Annotated in this window: 23 protein-coding genes; 13 read left to right on the forward strand and 10 right to left on the reverse strand. The window is 58.3% G+C overall.

What is annotated here, in order from left to right; all coding sequences use genetic code 11:
* The first annotated feature begins 97 nt into the window (after positions 1-97).
* The gene (locus tag AC1ROI_RS12360; protein WP_042932690.1) at positions 98-1561 is read left to right on the forward strand and encodes a glyceraldehyde-3-phosphate dehydrogenase; all 1464 of its coding nucleotides are present in this window, start codon (positions 98-100) and stop codon (positions 1559-1561) included.
* A gap of 165 nt (positions 1562-1726) precedes the next feature.
* On the opposite strand, the gene AC1ROI_RS12365 is transcribed toward AC1ROI_RS12360, so the two are convergent.
* Positions 1727-3025, reverse strand: coding sequence for an MFS transporter (locus tag AC1ROI_RS12365; protein ID WP_102594814.1), 1299 nt, complete (start codon positions 3023-3025; stop codon positions 1727-1729).
* A 203-nt stretch (positions 3026-3228) separates the two neighbouring features.
* Between AC1ROI_RS12365 and AC1ROI_RS12370 the strand changes: the two genes are divergently transcribed.
* A complete protein-coding gene (locus AC1ROI_RS12370) occupies positions 3229-4215 on the forward strand; it encodes an FAD:protein FMN transferase (protein WP_077748230.1) in 987 nt (328 codons plus the stop codon).
* Positions 4216-4422: 207 nt separating this feature from the next.
* Positions 4423-5817 (forward strand): Si-specific NAD(P)(+) transhydrogenase, encoded by a 1395-nt coding sequence (sthA, locus tag AC1ROI_RS12375; RefSeq protein ID WP_010456323.1) that lies wholly within the window; start codon positions 4423-4425, stop codon positions 5815-5817.
* Between the two features lie 42 nt (positions 5818-5859).
* Here sthA and AC1ROI_RS12380 read toward each other — a convergent pair whose 3' ends face one another.
* Positions 5860-6582: a glycerophosphodiester phosphodiesterase gene (locus tag AC1ROI_RS12380; RefSeq protein ID WP_010456321.1), complete on the reverse strand. Its 723-nt coding sequence runs from the start codon at positions 6580-6582 to the stop codon at positions 5860-5862.
* Positions 6583-6596: 14 nt separating this feature from the next.
* A complete protein-coding gene (locus tag AC1ROI_RS12385; protein WP_010456319.1) occupies positions 6597-7175 on the reverse strand; it encodes a PilZ domain-containing protein in 579 nt (192 codons plus the stop codon).
* Between the two features lie 94 nt (positions 7176-7269).
* On the opposite strand from AC1ROI_RS12385, the gene AC1ROI_RS12390 reads away from it, so the two are divergent.
* From AC1ROI_RS12390 to AC1ROI_RS12400, 3 genes are all read left to right on the forward strand, one after another.
* The gene (locus tag AC1ROI_RS12390; RefSeq protein WP_010456317.1) at positions 7270-8520 is read left to right on the forward strand and encodes a lipoprotein-releasing ABC transporter permease subunit; all 1251 of its coding nucleotides are present in this window, start codon (positions 7270-7272) and stop codon (positions 8518-8520) included.
* Between the two features lie 7 nt (positions 8521-8527).
* A complete protein-coding gene (gene lolD, locus AC1ROI_RS12395) occupies positions 8528-9211 on the forward strand; it encodes a lipoprotein-releasing ABC transporter ATP-binding protein LolD (protein ID WP_167362278.1) in 684 nt (227 codons plus the stop codon).
* 64 nt (positions 9212-9275) lie between these two features.
* On the forward strand, positions 9276-10520 hold the full coding sequence (locus tag AC1ROI_RS12400) for a lipoprotein-releasing ABC transporter permease subunit (RefSeq protein WP_010456313.1): 1245 nt from the start codon (positions 9276-9278) through the stop codon (positions 10518-10520).
* A 103-nt stretch (positions 10521-10623) separates the two neighbouring features.
* Here the strand turns inward: AC1ROI_RS12400 and AC1ROI_RS12405 are convergent, their stop codons facing one another.
* Positions 10624-11973, reverse strand: a complete 1350-nt coding sequence (locus AC1ROI_RS12405) for a heavy metal sensor histidine kinase (protein ID WP_102594813.1) — start codon at positions 11971-11973, stop codon at positions 10624-10626.
* Positions 11973-12653, reverse strand: coding sequence for a heavy metal response regulator transcription factor (locus tag AC1ROI_RS12410; protein WP_010456310.1), 681 nt, complete (start codon positions 12651-12653; stop codon positions 11973-11975). Before AC1ROI_RS12410 ends, AC1ROI_RS12405 begins: the two co-directional genes overlap by 1 nt.
* Before the next feature lie 155 nt (positions 12654-12808).
* Between AC1ROI_RS12410 and copI the strand changes: the two genes are divergently transcribed.
* Entirely contained in the window at positions 12809-13333 is a 525-nt protein-coding gene (gene copI, locus AC1ROI_RS12415) for a copper-resistant cuproprotein CopI (RefSeq protein ID WP_102594812.1), read from the forward strand.
* A gap of 61 nt (positions 13334-13394) precedes the next feature.
* Complete coding sequence (gene queF, locus AC1ROI_RS12420) at positions 13395-14225, forward strand: NADPH-dependent 7-cyano-7-deazaguanine reductase QueF (protein ID WP_077748233.1); 831 nt, start codon at positions 13395-13397, stop codon at positions 14223-14225.
* Between the two features lie 172 nt (positions 14226-14397).
* Here queF and AC1ROI_RS12425 read toward each other — a convergent pair whose 3' ends face one another.
* Both AC1ROI_RS12425 and pcrP read right to left on the reverse strand, forming a co-directional pair.
* The gene (locus tag AC1ROI_RS12425; protein WP_102594409.1) at positions 14398-14661 is read right to left on the reverse strand and encodes a DUF4404 family protein; all 264 of its coding nucleotides are present in this window, start codon (positions 14659-14661) and stop codon (positions 14398-14400) included.
* A gap of 109 nt (positions 14662-14770) precedes the next feature.
* Entirely contained in the window at positions 14771-15391 is a 621-nt protein-coding gene (gene pcrP, locus AC1ROI_RS12430) for an HAD superfamily inactivated hydrolase PcrP (protein WP_077748234.1), read from the reverse strand.
* 200 nt (positions 15392-15591) lie between these two features.
* Here pcrP and AC1ROI_RS12435 point away from each other — a divergent pair, with 200 nt between their 5' ends.
* The gene (locus tag AC1ROI_RS12435; RefSeq protein ID WP_010456300.1) at positions 15592-16281 is read left to right on the forward strand and encodes an MlaA family lipoprotein; all 690 of its coding nucleotides are present in this window, start codon (positions 15592-15594) and stop codon (positions 16279-16281) included.
* A 61-nt stretch (positions 16282-16342) separates the two neighbouring features.
* On the opposite strand, the gene AC1ROI_RS12440 is transcribed toward AC1ROI_RS12435, so the two are convergent.
* The gene (locus AC1ROI_RS12440) at positions 16343-16642 is read right to left on the reverse strand and encodes a PilZ domain-containing protein (RefSeq protein ID WP_010456298.1); all 300 of its coding nucleotides are present in this window, start codon (positions 16640-16642) and stop codon (positions 16343-16345) included.
* Between the two features lie 276 nt (positions 16643-16918).
* On the opposite strand from AC1ROI_RS12440, the gene rssB reads away from it, so the two are divergent.
* Entirely contained in the window at positions 16919-18100 is a 1182-nt protein-coding gene (gene rssB, locus AC1ROI_RS12445; RefSeq protein WP_010456296.1) for a two-component system response regulator RssB, read from the forward strand.
* Positions 18100-18582 (forward strand): anti-sigma factor antagonist RssC, encoded by a 483-nt coding sequence (gene rssC, locus AC1ROI_RS12450; RefSeq protein ID WP_007935262.1) that lies wholly within the window; start codon positions 18100-18102, stop codon positions 18580-18582. Before rssB ends, rssC begins: the two co-directional genes overlap by 1 nt.
* A 112-nt stretch (positions 18583-18694) precedes the next feature.
* Here rssC and tal read toward each other — a convergent pair whose 3' ends face one another.
* On the reverse strand, positions 18695-19621 hold the full coding sequence (tal, locus tag AC1ROI_RS12455; protein WP_010456288.1) for a transaldolase: 927 nt from the start codon (positions 19619-19621) through the stop codon (positions 18695-18697).
* Positions 19622-19961: 340 nt separating this feature from the next.
* Here tal and AC1ROI_RS12460 point away from each other — a divergent pair, with 340 nt between their 5' ends.
* Positions 19962-20345, forward strand: a complete 384-nt coding sequence (locus tag AC1ROI_RS12460) for a hypothetical protein (RefSeq protein WP_102594408.1) — start codon at positions 19962-19964, stop codon at positions 20343-20345.
* Between the two features lie 25 nt (positions 20346-20370).
* On the opposite strand, the gene AC1ROI_RS12465 is transcribed toward AC1ROI_RS12460, so the two are convergent.
* On the reverse strand, positions 20371-21336 hold the full coding sequence (locus tag AC1ROI_RS12465; protein WP_102594407.1) for a glycosyl hydrolase family 5: 966 nt from the start codon (positions 21334-21336) through the stop codon (positions 20371-20373).
* Positions 21337-21642: 306 nt separating this feature from the next.
* On the opposite strand from AC1ROI_RS12465, the gene AC1ROI_RS12470 reads away from it, so the two are divergent.
* Complete coding sequence (locus AC1ROI_RS12470) at positions 21643-22083, forward strand: low molecular weight protein-tyrosine-phosphatase (protein WP_102594406.1); 441 nt, start codon at positions 21643-21645, stop codon at positions 22081-22083.
* The last annotated feature ends 9 nt before the right edge of the window (positions 22084-22092 follow it).

The following is a 22092-nucleotide window of genomic DNA, read 5'->3' on the forward strand; positions in this document are numbered from 1 at the left end:
TTTTTTGAACCTGATTTTGTTACGGATCGCACGACAGGCGCGCATTGCTACGGGAGGCACTCGGCGGCATAATGTAGCCCCTTTTTTCTGCCCCTACATGTGGAAGGTTCCCGTGACTCAGAAGCCCGACCAGTGTCTTGGTGAATGGATCGACCGTGAAGCACTCGCAGAAGCGATGATTCCGCTTATCGGTCAGCTCTACCGCAATAACAACGTGGTGAGCTCGATCTATGGCCGCAGCCTGATCAATCGTTCAGTCATTGCGATTCTCAAAGCTCACCGCTTTGCTCGTCATCGTCAGTCCGATGACAGCGAATTGTCCGTCCACGAAACATTCCCGCTGCTCAAGGCGATGAGCGAGCTCAAGCTCGGCGCCGCTTCGGTTGACCTGGGCAAGCTTGCGGTCAAGTTCAAAGCCGAAGGCAATGGCCGCACTGCCGAGCAGTTCGTCCGCGAAGAACTGGCTGATGTCGTTGGTCAGCAGAACGTTTCCGCTCGCAAAGGCACCGACGTTGTCCTGTACGGCTTCGGTCGTATCGGCCGTCTGCTGGCGCGCATCCTGATCGAGAAAACCGGTGGTGGTGACGGCCTGCGTCTGCGCGCCATCGTTGTCCGCAAGGGCGCCGAGAACGATCTGGTCAAGCGTGCAAGCCTGCTGCGTCGTGACTCGGTTCATGGTCCGTTCGATGGCACCATCACTATTGATGAAGCCAACAACACCATCACCGCCAACGGCAACCTGATCCAGGTGATCTACGCGAAGAACCCGACTGAAGTGGATTACACCCAGTACGGCATCAAAGACGCGCTGCTGGTGGACAACACCGGTGTATGGCGCGACGCCGAGGGCCTGGGTCAACACCTGGCTTGCCCAGGTATCGACCGCGTTGTTCTGACCGCGCCGGGTAAAGGCAAGCTGAAGAACATCGTTCACGGCATCAACCACGGTGATATCACTGCTGACGACAAGATCGTTTCCGCCGCTTCCTGCACCACCAACGCCATCGTGCCGGTGCTCAAAGCTGTGAACGACAAGTTCGGCATCGTAAATGGTCACGTTGAAACTGTTCACTCGTACACCAACGACCAGAACCTGATCGACAACTTCCACAAAGGCGATCGCCGTGGCCGTAGTGCCGCGCTGAACATGGTGATCACCGAGACCGGTGCTGCCACGGCTGCTGCCAAGGCACTGCCTGAGCTGGCCGGCAAGCTGACCGGTAACGCGATCCGCGTTCCGACGCCAAACGTGTCGATGGCCATTCTCAACCTGAACCTTGAGAAAGCCACCACTCGTGAAGAGATCAACGAGTACCTGCGCCAGATGGCCATGCACTCCGATCTGCATAAGCAAATTGACTACGTCAATTCGCAGGAAGTGGTTTCCACCGACTTCGTTGGCTCGCGCCACGCAGGCGTTGTGGACGCTGAAGCGACCATCACCCAAGACAACCGCGTTGTTCTGTACGTCTGGTACGACAACGAGTTCGGTTACAGCTGCCAGGTGGTTCGCGTGATGGAAGACATGGCCGGTGTAAACCCGCCAGCGTTCCCGCGCTAAGCCTTAGCTGCACATGAAACGCCCCGACTTTGGTCGGGGCGTTTTTGTTTGTGCAATTTGTCAGTTTCCAGAGGTGTGGTTTGTGCCGGCCTTTTCGCGGGCATGCGCCCGCTCAAAACTGGCGAATGACCTGTAGGAGCGAGGCTTGCCCGCGAAAGCGATTTGTCAGGCGCCGCCGACCACCGCGGCTTGCGCAGTCCGCAGTTCATGCCGATTGCCTTTGAACAACACCAGCGTCGCAATCAACCCCAGCACCGCCGCGCCAGTGAGCCAGATCCCCGGCGCTGCCTTGTTGTCCAGCACATGGATCAAGTACGTACACGCCGCGGGTGTAAACCCGCCGAACGTTGCAGTCGCCAGGCTGTAGGCCAGGGAGAAGCCGGTGGTACGAACTTCCACCGGCATAATCTCGGTCAGCGCCACTACCATGGCGCCGTTGTACGAGCCGTACAGGAACGACAGCCACAACTCGACGATCAGCAAATGGCTGAAGCTCGGATTCGCCACCAGCCATGACAGGGCAGGGTAGGCCGTAAGGATCGCCAGAACGGTCGCCGCCAGGAGTAGGGGTTTGCGCCCGATCTTGTCGGACACGGCACCCATGACAGGCAGCCAGAAAAAATTCGACAGACCGATACAGACCGTCACCAGCAACGCATCCAGATCCGACAGATGCAATTCGGCTTTGCCGAAGGTCGGGGTGTAGGCGGTGATCAGGTAGAACGACACGGTGGTCATCACCACCAATGCCATGCCGGCGATGACGATGCCAAAGTTCTGACTGATCGAGCGGACGACGTCCCGCAGGGTAGGGCGGTGTTTGCGCGCCTGGAATTCCGGGGTTTCTTCAAGCGAACGACGAATCACGAAAATCACCGGCACAATCATGCAGCCGATCAGGAATGGAACACGCCAGCCCCAGTCACCCATTTCTTCGGGGCTGAGCCAATGGTTCAAACCGACTCCCAGCAGACCGGCGAACACTACCGCGGCTTGCTGACTGGCGGATTGCCAACTGACAAAGAAGCCCTTGCGACCCGGCGTGGAAATCTCTGCCAGGTACACCGACACGCCGCCCAGTTCCACGCCGGCCGAGAAGCCTTGCAGCAGGCGGCCGAACAGCACGAGCAGCGGCGCGGCCACGCCGAGGGTGGCGTAACCCGGCACGCAGGCAATCAGCACCGTGCCGGCAGCCATCATCGCCAGGGTGATGATCAAGCCTTTGCGGCGGCCATGACGGTCGATGTAGGCGCCGAGGAAAATCGCGCCCAGAGGGCGCATCAGGAATCCAGCACCGAAAGTGGCCAGCGACAACATCAGGGAGGCGAAAGCGCTGTCGGCAGGAAAGAAAGTTTTTGCGATGGCCGTGGCGTAAAAGCCGTAGACCATAAAGTCGAACATTTCGAGAAAGTTACCGCTGACAACGCGAAAAATCGCCTTGCCTTTGCTCGTGTTGGAGGACATTTGTAGATACTCACTCTGGTAAGTCTTGTTTGAACGCGCTGCACCTGCACGAGCCTGTGTGGCGAAGTGAGGCTCCCACAGGTTTTGCGTCTGACAGGCAGATGAGGCAGGTCTGGCTCCCATGCGCTCTGAAGCCCATAATGGCGGGCGCGGTTTTGGGGGGAGATGAAGATTTGTTAACTGGACGGTGGACTGGGATTGTGATGCTGGTCGGTGTTTTGTCCGGTTGTGGCAACGGCGACAGTCTGGAACGCTTCGACGGCCCAGCCATGGGCAGTCGTTATTCCATTCAATACGTGAGGCATTCCTACACGCTCGGGCCGAAAGCGGTGCAGGCTGAAGTAGAAAATATCCTTGCTGAAGTGGATCGACAATTCTCGACCTACCGCAGCGATTCGGACATCGAGCGCTTCAACGATCTCCCCGCCAATCGCTGTCAGAAAATGCCCGCGCCGATCCTCAAACTGATCCGCGTTGCTCAGCTGCTGTCGGAACAAAGCGAAGGCTCCTACGACCTGACTGTGGAACCGCTGCTCAATCTCTGGGGGTTCGGCCCGCAAGCCCGTGAGGAAAAAGTCCCCACCGCCCAGTCGCTCGCCGAAGTAAGGCAGAGGGTTGGCTACCAACACCTGCGCATCGATCGCGATCAGCTGTGCAAGGACGCAGCCGTCGAAGTCGACTTCAACAGCATCGCCGCCGGTTACGCCGTCGATACCATTGCCGAAAAACTCGAAGCGATGGGCATCCGCAGCTACCTGGTCGAGGTCACCGGCGAACTCAAGGCGGCCGGCAAGAAACACGATGGCTCGCCATGGCGCATCGCTCTGGAAGAGCCTCGGGATGATCGGCAAGTGGCCGAACGTGTGATTGTTGTCGACGGCTACGGAGTGTCCACTTCCGGCGACTACCGTAACTATTTTGAGCAGGACGGTCGGCGCTATTCCCACACCTTCGATGCCCGCACCGGTGCGCCGGTCTCACACACCCTGGCGTCGGTCACAGTGATTAATCCTTCAGCGTTAATGGCCGATGGTTTATCGACGCTGTTGCTGATTCTCGGACCGGAGCGCGGGTGGGACTACGCAGAAAAACACGATATCGGCGCATTTTTTGTGATCCGTGCCGATACAGGTTTCGTCACACGAACCAATCAGGCTTTTGAGCGCCTCAGTGGCGGCAAAACTGAATGATTGCGACGGTTCGCGCATCGAAGACTGGCGTTGTAGTGCAGGCAAAACTAGCCTACGACGCGACCAAGGGTTAATGTGCCCGGCGTTGACGCTTCTATAGACTGTGTCCGGGTTCTGCATTGGCCCCAAATTGTTCCTTCACGCCACAGATCGGCGTGATTTAGCCGCAGGTGCCGAGGGCACTGCGGCCTGTTCTGAGGAGTACGCATGGCTGTCTACAACTACGACGTGGTGGTACTGGGTTCCGGCCCGGCGGGAGAAGGCGCGGCAATGAACGCCGCCAAAGCAGGGCGCAAGGTGGCGATGGTCGATAGCCGTCGCCAGGTCGGCGGCAACTGCACCCACCTGGGTACCATCCCGTCCAAGGCACTGCGTCACTCGGTCCGGCAGATCATGCAGTTCAACACCAACCCGATGTTCCGGGCCATTGGTGAGCCGCGCTGGTTCTCGTTTCCGGACGTGCTGAAAAGCGCCGAAAAAGTCATTTCCAAACAAGTCGCCTCGCGCACTGGCTACTACGCCCGTAATCGCGTCGACGTGTTCTTTGGCACCGGCAGCTTCGCCGACGAGCAAACCATCGAAGTGGTCTGCGCCAACGGTGTGGTCGAAAAACTGGTGGCCAAGCACATCATCATCGCCACCGGCTCGCGTCCCTATCGCCCGGCGGACATCGATTTCCATCACCCGCGCATCTACGATAGCGACACCATCCTCAGCCTCGGCCACACCCCGCGCAAACTCATCGTTTACGGCGCTGGCGTGATCGGTTGCGAATACGCGTCGATCTTCAGTGGCCTGGGTGTGCTGGTTGAACTGGTGGACAACCGCGGTCAGTTGCTGAGTTTCCTGGACTCGGAAATTTCCCAGGCCCTGAGCTACCACTTCAGCAACAACAACATCACGGTTCGCCACAACGAAGACTACGACCGCGTCGAAGGCGTGGACAGCGGCGTGATCCTGCACCTCAAGTCCGGCAAGAAGATCAAGGCCGATGCCTTGCTCTGGTGCAACGGTCGTACCGGCAACACCGACCAGCTGGGTCTGGAAAACATCGGCGTGAAGGTCAACAGCCGTGGCCAGATCGAAGTCGACGAAGCCTATCGCACCTGCGTACCGAACATTTACGGTGCCGGTGACGTGATCGGCTGGCCGAGCCTGGCCAGTGCCGCCCACGACCAGGGTCGTTCGGCCGCTGGCAGCATCGTCGATAACAACAGCTGGCGCTTCGTCAACGACGTGCCGACCGGTATCTACACCATTCCGGAGATCAGCTCGATCGGCAAGAACGAGCAGGAGCTGACTCAGGCCAAGGTGCCCTACGAAGTGGGCAAGGCGTTCTTCAAGGGCATGGCGCGTGCACAGATTGCCGGCGAGCCCCAGGGCATGCTGAAAATCCTGTTCCACCGCGAGACCCTGGAAGTGCTGGGCGTTCACTGCTTCGGTTATCAGGCGTCGGAGATCGTTCACATCGGTCAGGCGATCATGAGCCAGCCGGGCGAACTGAACACCCTGAAGTACTTCGTCAACACGACGTTCAACTACCCGACCATGGCCGAAGCCTATCGGGTAGCGGCTTACGATGGCCTCAACCGGCTTTTTTGAGTGGCTCCGGCCGGTGGCCTGAGCCGGCCGGGGAGACCGATTTCAGCAATTCTCGAGGGTGGCGCTGGCCAAACCGGGAAAGTCTGTAATCAGGCTGTCAACGCCGAAGTCGGCGAGTCTGCGCATCAGCGCGGGCTCGTTGACTGTCCATACCGACACATGCAGCCCCTGACGCTGCGCCTTCTGCAGGCGTTCCGGCGTACACAGGGTCCAGTTCAGCGCCAGAATCTCACAGCCGTAACTCTGGGCGACTTTCAACGGGTCGAGCCATGCATATTCAGCCACCAATCCACGAGACACGTCCGGCACCAGGTCCAGCGCGGCTTTCAGCACTTCGCGTGAACTCGATGTGATCGTGACCTTGTCGAGCAGGCCGAAACGCTGAGCCATTTCGCGTATCGCCAGCACGGTCGTCGCGGCACGGGTGCGAGATGCGCTTTTGACTTCCAGCTGCCAATGCTCGAAATCGCATTTCTCGAACAACTCTTCCAGCGTGGGGATCGGGCAAGGCTTGATCCAGCCCGGCCCGCCCTTGCGTGCGTCGTAGGTCACCAGCTCGGCCGCCGTGTGCTCGACGACCTTGCCGCGTCGGTCGGTGGTGCGCTTGAGTGTCGGGTCGTGGATGACCATCAACTCGTTGTCCATGGACAGGTGCAGGTCCAGTTCACAGCGGCGCACGCCATGCTTGAGGCATTGCTGGAAACTGGTCAGCGTGTTTTCCGGTGCTTCGCCCTTGGCGCCGCGATGGCCGTAGATGAGGGTCACGGTTCTTCCTTAAATTAAATGCCTGATTCGTTTTCGCGGGCCAGACGTCGTTCCTGGGCCTGCTTCTGCAAAATGTAGCGGGCCAGCAATTGGCGCTGGGCGTCGGTCGGGTATTCGAACTCGGTGCCAACGTCGTAGGCGCCAGCCTTGCGATCGCAATGCGTGACCTTGGCCCGCAGCAACAGGCCGAGGGCTTGCGGCATCAGCACCAGTTTGACCGACAGGTGCGCGCCCACGGCGATGGGCGTCGGGTGCTGGAAGTCGATACCGCCTTCGGAAATGATCACCGGCTGCGGCTCGCCGATCTGCCCGAGTACGGTGATGGCGATCACCTGGCTCAGCAGATCGATGCGTTTGTTCTGGGATTTCAGGAAGGCAGCGAGGTTGCGGTCGCGCTCACTGATCTGGCGCAGCAGGTGTTGCGACTCGAATTCGCTCAGGTGCAGTTCGCTGAGCAAGTTGAACAGTGGGGAAGCATCCTGCAACACTTCCTGGCCTGCGGCTTCGGGAGCGGACAGGGGCCGAATTTCCAGTGCGATCGTGTCCTCGATACGGTAGTATTCGCGGCGATCTTCTTCATCTAATGTCGACATGGCGAACCCATGGTAGCGGCGGTGGTCTGAGTGTAAAGCTGGTTATCGACCCCCGCCACAAGGACGTTCCTTTTCCCTCCGAACAAGCCCCGACATGTTCAGACCTCTCTTCGTATTTATTGGCACGCGTTATACCCGTGCAAAGCGCCGCAATCATTTTGTGTCATTCATTTCCCTGACCTCGATGATCGGACTCGCCCTCGGCGTGGTCGTGATGATCGTCGTGCTTTCGGTCATGAACGGCTTCGATCATGAGATGCGCACCCGCGTGCTGGGCATGGTGCCCCACGCGACCATCGAGTCCGGTGAACCGATCAGCGACTGGCAAAGCCTGGCCGCCAAGGTCAAGCAGAACCCGCAGGTGACGGCCGTTGCGCCGTTCACCCAGATGCAGGGTTTGCTGACCAACAACGGCAAGGTCTCCAAAGTCCTGCTCAATGCCATCGACCCTGCGCTGGAACGCCAGGTCTCGATCATTGATAACTTCATGCAGCAGGGCAAACTCGACGACCTCACGCCGGGCAGCTTCGGCATTGTCATCGGTGACAAGGCGGCCGCCAAGCTTGGCGCCGCGGTTGGCGACAAGCTGACATTCGTGGCACCGGAAGTCACGGTGACCCCGGCCGGGATGTTCCCGCGCATGAAACGCTTTACCGTGGTCGGCATTTTCCATGTCGGCGCCGGTGAGATCGACGGGTACCTGGGTGTCACCAACCTGCAGGATCTGGCGAAAATGCATCGCTGGAAGCCGGATCAGGTCCAGGGCATCCGCCTGAAGTTCGATGACCTGTTCCAGGCCCCGCGCACGGCGTGGAATATCGCCCAGCAACTCGGTGAGGACCATTTCTACGCCCGCGACTGGACCCGTACCCACGGCAATCTGTATCAGGCGATCCGCATGGAAAAAGCCATGATCGGCCTGCTGTTGCTGCTGATCGTCGCCGTTGCGGCCTTCAACATCATTTCCACGCTGGTGATGGTGGTGAACGACAAGAAGGGTGACATCGCGATTCTGCGAACCCTGGGCTCCACGCCGGGGCAGATCATGGCGATCTTCATGGTCCAGGGCACGGTCATTGGCGTGATCGGCACGCTGATCGGCGCCGTGGTCGGGATCTTCGCCGCGTTGAACGTCAGCGCTGCGATCTCGGCCCTCGAAGGGTTGATCGGCCACAAATTCCTGAACGCCGACGTGTATTTCATCGATTACCTGCCGTCGCAAGTGCAGAGCCAGGACGTGTTGATGGTCTGCGCCGCCGCGTTGGTCCTGAGTTTCCTCGCCACCCTGTATCCAGCCTGGCGTGCCGCGCGCACCCAGCCTGCGGAGGCGCTACGTTATGAGTGAGTTGGGTATGAGTGATAAAGCAATCTTGAGCTGCCGCAACCTGGGCAAGTCCTACGAGGAAGGCCCGGAGTCGGTAGAAGTGCTGGCCGGTCTGCAACTGGAGTTGCATCCGGGTGAGCGCGTGGCGATTGTCGGCACCTCGGGTTCGGGCAAAAGTACCTTGCTCAACCTGTTGGGCGGTCTCGACACGCCGACCAAGGGCAGCGTCTGGCTCGATGGCGAAGAGCTGTCGGCCCTGAGCGAGAAGAAACGCGGCCTGCTGCGCAACCGGTCGCTGGGTTTCGTCTACCAGTTCCACCATTTGCTGCCTGAGTTCACCGCGCTGGAAAACGTCTGCATGCCGCTGCTGATCGGCAAGACTGCGATTCCGGAAGCGCGCCAGCGTGCGACTGCGTTGCTGGAGCGGGTAGGGCTTGGCCATCGTCTGGAGCACAAACCGTCTGAACTGTCCGGCGGCGAACGTCAGCGCGTTGCCATCGCCCGCGCCCTGGTGAACAAGCCAGGCCTGGTGATGCTCGACGAGCCGACCGGCAACCTCGACTCCCACACCGCCCAGGGCATTCAGGATTTGATGCTGGAACTCAGCACCTCGATGCGCACGGCGTTCCTGGTGGTGACTCACGACATGAACCTGGCTCGCCAGATGGATCGCGTCCTGCATTTGCAGGAAGGTTGCCTGACGCCCATCTGATTGGTCGAAACCCGATGTCTGAAAAGACGTCGGGTCTTTTTGTTTTTATACGGTGTCCCAGCGAATGTTCAGACCGTTATCGATCTTTATCGGCACGCGCTATACCCGCGCCAAGCGCCGCAATCGCTTTGTTTCCTTCATCTCGATGACCTCGATGATCGGCCTCGCCCTAGGCGTGCTGGCGATGATCGTGGTGCTGTCGGTGATGAACGGCTTCCAGCGCGAAATGAGCTCGCGCATCCTCGGTATGGTGCCGCACGCGACCATCGTCGGCGTGAAGCCGATCGACGATTGGCAGCCCGTGGCCGCCGCCGCGATGAAAAACCCGGAAGTCACTGCCGCCGTGCCGTTCACCGAGATGGAAGGCATGCTCTCCTATAAAGGCACGATGCAGCCAATTCAGGTCAGCGGTGTAGATCCCGCGCTGGAAGGCAAGGTGTCGATCGTTGCCCAGCACATCGTTCAGGGCCGTCTCGATGCGTTGAAACCGGGCGAGTTCGGCGTGGTGATCGGCGAAATCACCGCGCGGCGTTTCCGCTTGAATGTCGGCGACAAGATCACCCTGATCGTGCCGGAAGTCAGCAACGCACCGGGCGGCATTACCCCGCGCATGCAGCGGCTGAACGTAGTGGGCGTGTTCAAGGTCGGTGCCGAGCTGGATGGCTCGATGGCGCTGATCCACGTCGCCGATGCCGCGCAGATGCAGCACTGGGAACCGAACCAGGTGCAGAGCGTGCGATTGGCGGTGAAGGATTTGTACGCGGCGCCGAAGGTCTCCAGCGATATCGCTGGCGGGCTGGGCACCGCTTACAAGGCTGATGACTGGACCCACACCCAGGGCAGTCTGTTCAGTGCGATGAAGATGGAAAAAACCATGATCGGCCTGCTGTTGCTGATGATCGTCGCCGTGGCGGCGTTCAACATCATCGCAACGTTGATCATGGTGGTGAACGACAAGGGCGCGGACATCGCGATCCTGCGCACCATTGGCGCCACGCCGCGGCAGATCATGGCGATCTTCATGGTGCAGGGCACGGTGATCGGGGTTGTCGGCACCTTGATCGGTGGCGTTCTGGGCGTGATAGCGGCGCTGAACGTCAGCGAGCTGGTGGGGTGGATGGAGCGGGTCAGTGGCCAGCACATCTTCAGTTCTGACGTGTATTTCGTCAGTAACTTGCCCTCGGAATTACAGGGTGGGGATGTGTTGTTGATCTGCTCGGCGGGGTTCGTCCTGAGCTTCCTGGCGACGGTCTACCCGGCCTGGCGTGCGGCGAAGATCGAGCCAGCACACGCGTTGCGGTATTCGTAAGTCGTTACACCGCCGTCACGAGCAGGCTCGCTCACATTGGATCTGATTCAACTCGGTCACGGTGGGAGCGAGCCTGCTCGCGATGGGGCCGGCTCTGCTGGCCTTAATCTCCCTTTGGCAACTCAATCACAAAACGCGTCCACCCATTATTCGATTCGCAATGAATCTGTCCGCCATGGGCGCGGATGATTGACTGAGTGATCGCTAATCCCAATCCCGCATGTTCACTACTGCCTTCCTGGCGCGCCGGATCGGTCCGATAAAACCGGTCAAACAATCGCGGCAGCAACGTCCCGTCAATCCCGTCCCCACTGTTCTCGACCGTCAAACTCAAGGCTTTGACCTGGTCGACAATCCGCACCCGAACCTCGCCTTCGGCTGGTGTAAACCGCAACGCGTTGTCCAGCAGATTGGAAAGTGCCCGACGCAACATGCTGCGATCTCCCTCCATGCGCGCACTGCCTTCACGACTCAACCTGACCTGCGCGTCCTCCGCCAACGGCGCAAAAAACTCCAGCAACAGATCCACTTCTCCCGCCAGCTCCAGCGGTTCGCGCTTGGGCATCAACAACCCATGGTCAGCCTTGGCCAGATACAACATGTCGTTGACCAGTTGCGCCATCCATTGCAGTTCTTCGAGGTTGCTGTGCAGCGCTTCGCGGTAGTCCTCGATAGGCCGAGGGCGGGTGAGGGTGACCTGAGTGTGGGTCAGCAGGTTCGACAACGGCGTGCGCAGCTCATGGGCGATGTCAGCGGAAAACGCCGAGAGCCGTTGAAAAGAGTCGTCCAGGCGTCCGAGCATGGCGTTGAAGCTGTGGGCCAATTCCTCGAGCTCCGACGGCATATTCTCGTCGGGCAGCCGGGCATTGAGCGATTGCGCTGAAACGCCGCTGGCGATCGCGCTCATGCGTCGCAACGGGCGCAAACCACTGCGTGCCGCCCACGCACCGAGCAACGCGGTGGCCAGCGCCGACAAGCCGACGGTCATCCAGATCAGGCGCTGCATGCGTTGCAGAAAGTGCTGGTGATGGGTGATGTCCAGCAGCAAGGTCAGTTGCGGTGAGTCAGGTTTGTCGAGATACAACGGAGCATTGAGGACGCGGTAGTCGGTACCTTCGCTACTCACCGTGGACAAACCCGCCTGAGTAGGTAATTCCCGGGGCAGGTGCGCCGAACTGTCATACCAGCGCTGGCCATCGCTGCCAGTGATTCGCAGCGACAGGTCGGCCTGCCGACTCAGTTCATCCGCCAGTCTGACTTCGCTTTCACTCGGCTGAACGTCATGCAGCGTGCGGCGCAAACCCATCAATTTGCCGTCCAGCAACTGCTGATCGAGTTCGACGAAGTGCGCCTCGCTGGCGCGACTGAACAACACTCCGGCAAACAATGAAACCACGGCGGTGCAGGCCGCAAACAGCAGCGCCAGGCGACTGCTCAGCGAGAGTCGACGCATCAGGCAGGTCGCTCTTCAAGGACATAACCCATGCCGCGCACGGTATGAATCAGCTTGTTGGGGAATTCATCGTCGATCTTCAGGCGCAAACGGCGGATCGCGACCTCGATGACATTGGTGTCGCTGTCGAAATTCATGTCCCAGACCTGGGAGGCAATCAGTGATTTGGGCAGCACCTCACCCTGGCGCCGCAGGAGCATTTCCAGCAGGGCGAACTCCTTGGCGGTCAGGTCGATGCGTTGACCGCCGCGCTCCACCCGGCGGCGGATCAAATCCAGCCGCAGGTCGGCCAGTTGCAGGCTGGTTTCCTGAGGCGAAGCGCTGCCGCGTCGCAACAGGCTGCGGACCCGAGCCAGCAATTCGGAAAAGGCGAACGGCTTGACCAGGTAATCGTCTGCGCCGAGTTCGAGGCCGTGGACCCTGTCCTCAACCGCATCTCGCGCCGTCAGAAAAAGGACTGGTGTATCGAGACCGGCGCCACGCACCGCCTGCAGGATTTGCCAGCCATCGCGACCGGGTAGCATCACATCAAGGATCAACAACGCGTAATCACCACTCAAGGCCAGTTGTTGGCCGGTGATGCCGTCGGCCGCCAGTTCGGTGTTGAAACCGGCCTCAGTCAGGCCCTGGCGCAGGTAGTGGCCGGTTTTCGGTTGGTCTTCGACGATCAGCAGCTTCATGGGCAACTCGAGGCAAGTGGAACGAAGGCTTTATACCGTGGGCAGCGTTGATACAGACCAACCTGACAAAGTTGTAATTTGGCTGTCAGGTCGTGGGCAGTGGCGACAGTTTAGAGTTTTCCACAGGCTGAACCTTATCTTGTTGGAGTACGACTATGTTTTTGCGCAAACCTCTGTTGCTGGCCGCCTGCTTGTTGGTGCTGAACTCGCCGGTATTTGCATCGCCGGCGCAGACCTACGATTTCGGTCAACCAGCCCCGGCGGCCAAGGCTACCCGCAGTGTCGAGGTAGTGATGGGTGACATGTCGTTCACGCCCAAGGCGATCGATATCGAAGCGGGTGAGACGATTCGTTTTGTGCTGGTGAATAAAGGCCAGTTGTTGCACGAATTCAACCTCGGCGATGCGGCGATGCATGCCCGTCATCAGCAGGAAATGATGAAGATGCAGCAGAGCGGCATGCTCACGCCTACAGGCATGAAGGAAATGGACCACGGTTCGATGGCAGGCATGGATCACGGGATGATGAAGCACGATGACCCGAACAGTGTCCTCGTCGAGCCGGGAAAAACGGCCGAGCTGACCTGGACCTTCACGAAGGCCACCAACCTGGAATTTGCCTGCAACATTCCCGGCCATTACCAGGCGGGCATGGTCGGCAAACTGACTGTCAGTCAGTAAGCACTCAAAGGCGGGCGCAAAGGCTGGTAGAATCCGCTGATTCTTCAGTCAGGTTTCCGCCATGCATCCCGCAGCCGAACACTCGCCGCTGGGCAAATCCAGCGAATACATCGCCACTTATACGCCGTCCTTGCTGTTCCCGATCCCGCGCACCGCGAAATGGGCCGAGTTGGGCCTGACGGCGCAAACCCTGCCTTACAAGGGTGTGGACTTCTGGAACTGCTTCGAGCTGTCGTGGCTGTTGCCGTCCGGTAAGCCGGTGGTGGCGATTGGCGAATTCAGCATCCCGGCGGATTCGCCGAACATCATCGAGTCGAAGTCGTTCAAGCTGTACCTGAACTCGTTGAACCAGACACCGTTTGCCGATAGTGCGACCCTTGAAGCGACGCTGGTCAAAGACCTGTCGGCCGCTGCCGGCAAGCCGGTTGGCGTGCGGATTCGCAGCCTCAAGGATGTCGAAGCCGAAGGCGTCGTGGCGTTGCCGGGTGTGTGTATCGATGATCTGGAGATCAGCGTCAGCAACTACGAACATCCGCGCCCGGAGCTGTTGCGTTGCGATGATTCGCGCATTGTCGAAGAGAGCGTGCACAGTCATCTGCTCAAATCCAACTGCCCGGTCACCAGCCAGCCGGACTGGGGCAGCGTGGCGGTGGAATACCGTGGCGCGGCCCTGGATCACGCGAGTTTGCTGGAGTACATCGTGAGCTTCCGTCAGCACTCGGACTTTCATGAGCAGTGCGTGGAGCGGATTTTTCTCGACTTGCAGCGGTTGTTGAAACCGGAGAGGTTGACGGTGTATGCGCGGTATGTGCGGCGTGGTGGGTTGGACATCAACCCGTATCGCAGCACTGAAGACGTGCAGCTGCCGAACCATCGTCTGGTCCGTCAGTAAAATACTCCTGTAGGAGCGAGCCTGCTCGCGATGGCGGAGTGTCTGGCACCATCGATGTTGAATGTGCTGCCGTCATCGCGAGCAGGCTCGCTCCTACAAGGGATTGCAGTGCACTTCCCGGGTATGAAAAAGCCCCGCCATCACTGGCGGGGCTTTTTTGCATCTGGCGTATTCAGATCCCCATGTTGGCCAAGGCTTGCACGATGTTGCGCAAGGTGCCAGCGAGGGTGGGGTGTTCGACTTCAAAGCGTTCGACGGCCAGGTTGACGCCGTCGACGAGGCTGGAATCCTGGGTTTTGGTTTCGAGCTCAAGCTCCAGTTCGATCTGTTGCATCAGCGCGTGCAGGTCTTCGCGCTCGGCTTCCGTCAGCGGCGGATTCTGTTCCAATTGCTCGCGCAGAGTATTGAGCTGTTGTTGCAGTTCGCGGGCAGGCATGGCGTTCTTCCTTTTATCGATAGGCACTGGCATAGACCGCAGCAGCGTGCCAAAGGTCTATGGCTTGCCTTTAGATTAATCCACTCCCGCGCAACCTGCATGATCTCGATCAGGGCTTTTCGCCCTTGAGCCGACGCAGGCTGATGTCCGCCAGGCAGGTGTCGAGCTCGCCGAGGTGATCGATCACCGAATGCACACCCAGGCTGAACAACTGCACGGTCGCTTTACCACGCAGGTGTTCGCGCTCCTTTTGGCTCAAGGCCTGCCATTCGTTGGGCGCCAACCCGCAGAGCGAACCGCAGGACGCCAGGCCGATCGTCCATAACCCGGCATTCAGTCCCGATTGCAGCAGTCGCGGTTCGCCACTGACCAGCACGCAACCATCGAGTCGTTCGACATTCAATGCCATCAAGGCTTGCCAGCAAGCGTTCGGCGCCGGCCATGGATTGAGTGTTGCGGGGTGTTGCGAAGGTTTGATCCACGCAGGCAGGGCGCCGGCCAGCGAATGGGTGAGGGCGGGGGGCAACTCGTCGAGCCAGGCGCAAGGAATCTGCTGGCGCTGCAAGCTGTTCAGACTGTCCAGCGCGCCGGGGGTGACCTCGGCATGCGCTGGTGTGTGAGTATCGTGCTGGCGCATCCGGGCGCCGAAATCCACCAGGCAACCGCTGAGCCCGAACAGTACGGCGGTCAGGCTGGGTGCGGCAACGGGCAAGGCTTCGGCGTGCGGCATATCAACGTCCCTGAAATAACGACAAGGCTATGTGTTGCCGGTGACAGTTGCATGACACTGATGTGAAGCGCGCTCAGTCAGGACGAATCATCTGTAAGTCCTCACGCGCGAGGCTGCCCTAAACCGGCTTTTCCGTCTTATACTAGCCAGCTTATCGCCTGGGCCAAGTGCCCATGCCAGTACAATCCAAGGAGTTTTCTATGCGCTGGAGCAATCGTCTAGCTCAGCTTTGTGTGTGTGCCAGCGTGTTGCTGGTTCCGTTCGCAGCCCAGGCTGCCACGGAAGAAGACCCTTGGGAAAGCGTCAACCGTCCAATCTTCCAGTTCAACGACTTCGTCGACACCTATGCACTCAAGCCAATCGCTCAAGGCTACCAGTTCGTGACGCCGCAGTTTCTGGAAGACGGCATTCACAACATGTTCCGCAACGTCGGTGATGTCACCAACCTTGCCAACAACGTCTTGCAGGCTAAACCGGCCGCGGCTGGCGTCGATACTGCGCGTCTGATCTTCAACACTACCTTCGGCCTGCTGGGCTTCTTCGACGTCGGCACCAAAATGGGCCTGAATCGTAGCGACGAAGACTTCGGCCAGACGCTCGGTTACTGGGGCTTGGGCAGCGGCCCGTATGTGATGTTGCCGCTGTTGGGCCCAAGCACGTTGCGTGATGCGCCATCCAAGTACGTCGACGGCTACACCGGCCCGTATCGCTATATCAACGACGTTCCCGTGCGTAACTCGATCTTCGGCCTGAACATCGTCGACACCCGCGCCAGCTTGCTGTCGAGCGAGAAGTTGATCACTGGCGACAAATACACGTTCATTCGCAATGCGTATTTGCAGAACCGCGAGTTCAAGGTCAAAGACGGCCAGGTCGAAGACGATTTTTGATCTCTACCCATGAAATGAAGAAGGCGGCCGATTGGCCGCCTTCTTTCGTTTGGATCAGGGCTTATTTCATCTTCAAGATTGTAAGCCCGAGTTTCTGACTGCCACCGTCCTGTTCCTTCACCCAGACCACTTCGGTGTCGGCTTCAAGGCCTTTGAGCGCTGCGTGGTCGGAATCGATGCGCACGCTGAGCCGGTCTCCGACCTTGAACAGGCGGGGTGCCTCGACCTGCATGCCACTGCTGGAAAGGTCGATGCAGACGGCTGGCACCTCATCGCCTTCGTGAATCAGCGACACATCGGCATCGACCCGCATGCGGATGAAATCGCGCTTTTCGCTGTAGTCCCGATCGGTTTGACTCATGGGCTTCATCCTTCCATTGGGTTACGGTTTTGCCTGTTCTTATAACTCCCGGTGATTTGACAAGTAAAGACGTCAAGCGACCATCGGCGTGAGCTTGAAACGCCCCGCGGATGGGAGTACCGTCTGCGCCTTAGAAGGGCACCTCTGGTGTACCTGTGTGTAGGGCAAATGCCCGATAACGGTGCGACAGAGAGGCTAGAAAGCGAATCCAGTAGTGTGAGCCGGGCTAAACCCCGTGCCTGCTACGCCAACCTAATTCTGGCGCCGTTTGCCCACATGCCAAAAACCAGTGCCACGCTGCTGATAATCGATGATGACGAAGTAGTGCGCGCGAGCCTCGCGGCCTACTTGGAAGACAGTGGTTTCAGTGTCCTGCAAGCCAGCAATGGCCAGCAGGGTCTTCAGGTATTCGAGCAAGACAAGCCTGACTTGGTCATCTGCGATCTGCGCATGCCGCAGATGGGCGGACTCGAACTCATTCGCCAGGTCACCGAGCTGTCGCCGCAAACCCCGGTGATCGTGGTTTCGGGTGCCGGCGTGATGAACGACGCGGTCGAGGCCTTGCGCCTGGGTGCGGCGGATTACCTGATCAAGCCTCTCGAAGATCTGGCTGTGCTCGAGCATTCTGTGCGCCGTGCCCTGGATCGTGCGCGCCTGCTGCTGGAGAACCAGCGCTACCGCGAGAAGCTGGAAAAGGCCAACCGCGAACTCGCCGCCAGCTTGAACCTGCTCCAGGAAGACCAGAACGCCGGTCGCCAGGTGCAGATGAACATGCTGCCGGTCAGCCCCTGGACCATCGACGAGTTCCAGTTCGCCCACCAGATCATCCCGTCGCTGTACCTGTCGGGTGATTTCGTTGACTACTTTCGGGTCGACGAGCGTCGCGTAGCCTTCTACCTGGCCGACGTTTCCGGCCATGGCGCCTCTTCAGCCTTCGTCACCGTGCTGCTGAAGTTCATGACCACGCGCTTGCTGTTCGAATCCAAGCGCAGCGGCACATTGCCAGAATTCAAGCCTTCAGAGGTCCTTGGTCATATCAACCGAGGCCTGATCAGTTGTAAGCTGGGTAAACACGTCACAATGGTCGGTGGTGTCATCGACGAGGAGACAGGTTTGTTGACCTATAGCATCGGTGGTCATTTGCCGTTGCCTGTGTTGTACACGCCAGACAGTGTTCGTTATCTGGAAGGTCGTGGTCTGCCGGTGGGCCTCTTCAATGAAGCCACCTATGAAGACCACGTGTTGGAACTGCCGCCGACGTTCAGCCTGACGCTGATGTCCGATGGCATTCTGGACCTTTTGCCAGAACCTACACTCAAAGAAAAAGAAGCGGCTTTGCCCCAACGGGTCAAGGCAGCGGGCGGCAGCCTGGATGGTCTGCGGCAGGTTTTTGGATTGGCCACGCTAGGGGAGATGCCGGATGATATCGCCCTGTTGGTGTTGAGCAGGAATCTTTAATGAGTACCGGTAGAATCCAGTTCGCCGAGCAGGATGGCACCTTCGTCCTGAAGTTCGTCGGTGAAGTTCGCCTGACCCTGTGTTCGGCGTTGGATGCGACTATTGAGCGGATCTTCACCGCGTTGAACTTCAACGCGATCGTGATCGACCTGACCGAAACCCGCAGCATCGACAGTACCACCCTGGGCCTGCTGGCCAAACTGTCGATCCTGTCGCGGCAAAAGGTCGGCCTGTTGCCGACCGTCGTCACCACCCACGAAGACATCACCCGTCTGCTGCAGTCCATGGGCTTCGAGCAAGTGTTCAACATCGTTGACCGCCCGATCCCGTGCCCTGAATGCCTGACCGACCTGCCAGACCAGGATCAGTCCGAGGAAGTCGTGCGGATCAAAGTGCTCGAGGCACACAAAATCCTCATGGGCCTGAACGACTCCAATCGTGAAGCCTTCCATGACCTGGTGAATGCTTTAGAGCGCCATTGATCCCCTGAGAGGGATGTAGGGAAGGCGGGCTCCATCGCGAATCCCCGAATCCAAAGCATGAAAAAGGGCGAACCTGTAAGGGGTCGCCCTTTTTGCATTGCGCTGGACTAGATCACAGCTTGGCTTGCAGCAGTGCTTCGAGTTTTTCCTGGTCGCGAGCGAACTGACGAATCCCCTCCGCCAGTTTCTCGGTCGCCATCGCGTCCTCGTTGGACAACCAGCGGAACTGCGCTTCATTCAGGCTCAAGCGCCCTTCACCCGCATGCCCCGGGGCCAACTTGCGCTCCAGCTTGCCGGTGTCTGCCGCCAGCTTTTCCAACAGGTCCGGGCTGATGGTCAGGCGATCACACCCGGCCAACTGCTCAATCTGATTCAGATTGCGGAAGCTCGCACCCATGACCACGGTCTTGTAGTCATTGGCCTTGTAGTAGTTGTAGATACGCGTCACCGACTGCACGCCCGGATCATCCGCGCCGGTGTAGTCGTTGCCGTTGGCTTTCTTGTACCAGTCGTAGATGCGGCCTACGAACGGCGAAATCAGGAACACCCCGGCGTCAGCACATGCCGCCGCCTGAGCAAACGAGAACAGCAGCGTCAGGTTGGTCTGAATGCCTTCCTTTTCAAGCTTCTCGGCAGCGCGAATGCCTTCCCAGGTGGAGGCGATTTTGATCAGCACGCGGTCACGGCCGATGCCGGCCTTGTCGTACAGCTCGATCAGACGGTGCGCACGCTTCAATACGGCGTCAGTGTCGAACGAAAGGCGTGCATCCACTTCAGTGGAAATGCGGCCCGGTACAACCTTCAGGATTTCCTGGCCTACCGCCACGCCAAAGCGGTCGCTGGCCAGGCCCACATCGCCCTTGCAGTCGTGGACGCAGGCGTTCAGCAACTCGGCATAACCGGGAATGGCCGCCGCTTTCAGCAGCAGGGAAGGGTTGGTGGTAGCGTCGACGGGTTTTACGCGAGCGATAGCTTCGAAGTCGCCGGTGTCGGCAACTACGGTGGTCATTTGTTTGAGTTGTTCCAGCTTGGAAGTCATGGGCGTGCTCTGTCCTATGGGTCTAATGACATTACCCGAGCGCTGACAGCCACTCAAGGGCGCATGTACGTATCGGTGGCCCCGTTGGCAACAACCGGAGAACGGATGTTTGAAAGGTGGGGCGCGGGTCTCGGTAAATACGATGCCAAAACCGCGCGCAGGTTCAAAGCAACTGACCGTTGACGGCTCTATGGCAACTCTGGCGCCTGAGCTGGCATGCCTGCATTCGCACGCCAACGGGTGTTAAAAAGGGTCAGGTTCAGCCGTTATAAGATGTCAATTAGTGCCACTCGGATGGCGTGTAATGTGGCGCGGATAAATGTAGGTATTGGATGGGGAAATGACTTCACAAGGTGAGCGGGTGTCTGCAATTGTGGAGGCCTTTGATGACATTATTCTCGGTTATGTCTTGAAAAAATTGACCGAAGTATTTGAAGCGCTGATGGCTGCATCAAAGAAGAACCATCCGGACAATATGACGGGTCTGGTTGAAATGGGAAGGGTGAAAGCCGCAAAGAAAATTCCCGGTTGGCTCAATCGAGTGAAACACAGCATGCCCAGCCAAGTCACTCGCGTGTTGCTGGAACAAATGAGCGACTCACAGAAGTCCAAACATGACCTGCGGTTTGAAGCGCAAGCCGTATTGTTCGAGGTGCTGGTGGAAGAGTCGCTGGCCATGGACGCCGCAAGTTATGCAGAGTGGATTAATAAAAGCGCCGGTTGATGGTGGGTGCGGTCATTTATCAGGGTTACTTCAATAACATTTTGACGGCAGCTTCCGCAGGTTTTGATGTTCCATCGGACGACTTTAATCCAAAACTTCGCTCGCGATCATTGCTGCCAGTGTCGCTGTTTTTCCATTCGTAAAGGGACGTCAGCGGTATATTCAGTTTTTTGACGTCCGAGATAAATCTTGTAATGCGTGATGCCTGTCCGGCGGTGCCTCCGATGGAACTGAGCGATGGCACTCCCCATTCGGTAATGACCCCCGGCACATGGAAGTTATCAAGGATAAACGCTTGAGTACGGCTGATTTCGGTGCCCGACATGCCATACGGGTGATAAGAAACAGCGCTGAGGCACCGTGGGTGTTCCCTCAGGATCTCAGTCAGTGCGACGGTCGCCTTGGAGTCTTTGGTGGGCGCCTTCGCGAATCCAAAGCCGATCAGGGGTGTTGAGTGATCCCGCTTTTGTAACGCGTTGCACACTGCGCTCATGAACGGCACAAACGTTACTTCAAAATCCTGGGTAGGCCAGTATTTTGGCAAGTCCGGTTCATTCCAGATTTCAATGGCGACAAGCTGCGCACTGAAGGCGTTTTCCAGACCGATCACCGAGTTGGCGAATGAATCTCCCGCAGCGGCGAGATCTATCCCACTGCTTTGCGTTCTGTGGGTTAACGCTTTGGTGGAGCGAACGGTCATCAATACTGGCAGGTCGGCGGATTTGGCCGCTGCGAAGGCTTCACTGATCTGTTGTTGATACGCCGGGTTACCCAAGCTGTTCGTCCATACGCCAAAGCGCACGAATCCAAACCCTGACGCCTTGATCTCATGGGCGTCGGCGGTCGAGAAATTCTGGATCTTCACCTGAACGCCTATTGTCTTGTTGTCCTGGGCCAGCGCTGAAAAAGCCTGACTGGCGTAAACAGGGCTGAAGGCGCCAAGTATAAATAGCGTTGAAGTGGCAATCAGTCGAAAACACATGGAGGGCATAACGGGCAGTTCCTGTAGTCGTCCAGAGTAGAGGGCAGGGGAACATAGCATTAGTCAGTTAATACAGCGATACCATTAATCTTCCCGCCCAGACGTCCATTGTTAATATTGGTCGGATAAATAACTTTCCTATCGTGAGTGTTATTTATGGTCCGGTTTTCTGGTTGGGCGTTTTTTGTGTGTCGTGGTATTTAATACCAAAGTATTTTCATGATGGATCCCACTCTGAATGCGGGACGGTCTTGTTGGCTCACTTATAGCCTCGCTATACGTGGGCCGAATCGACACTACACGGGAAGAGTAGCCTTGTTCAGAAAGATTCTTGTGGTCTGCGTCGGCAATATATGCCGAAGCCCGACCGCTGAACTGTTGCTTCGCCATGCGCTGCAACCTTCAGGTATCTCAGTGACCTCCGCGGGATTGAACGCGCGGGTGGGTGAGTCTATTGAGCCCGACGCACTTCGGGTTCTTGAAGAACAGGGTCACGAAGACCAAGGGTTTAAAGCGCGGCAGATTACGCCTGCCATTGTCAATGAATCAGACCTCATTCTGGTCATGGAAAAAGAGCATGTACAGGGTGTACTAAAGATTGCATCACACGCCAGGGGCAAAGTGTTTCTTCTGGGGAAGTGGCAGAGTGAACGCGAAATAAAGGACCCGTATCGTCAAGGAAAAGCTGCGTTTGTCCATGCCCATGCATTGATTGAAGATGCCGTTTGCTCATGGGCGCAGCGCCTCGGACGTTGATGGATGATT

This window comes from Pseudomonas sp. GW823-FHT02C02, assembly GCF_058797635.1.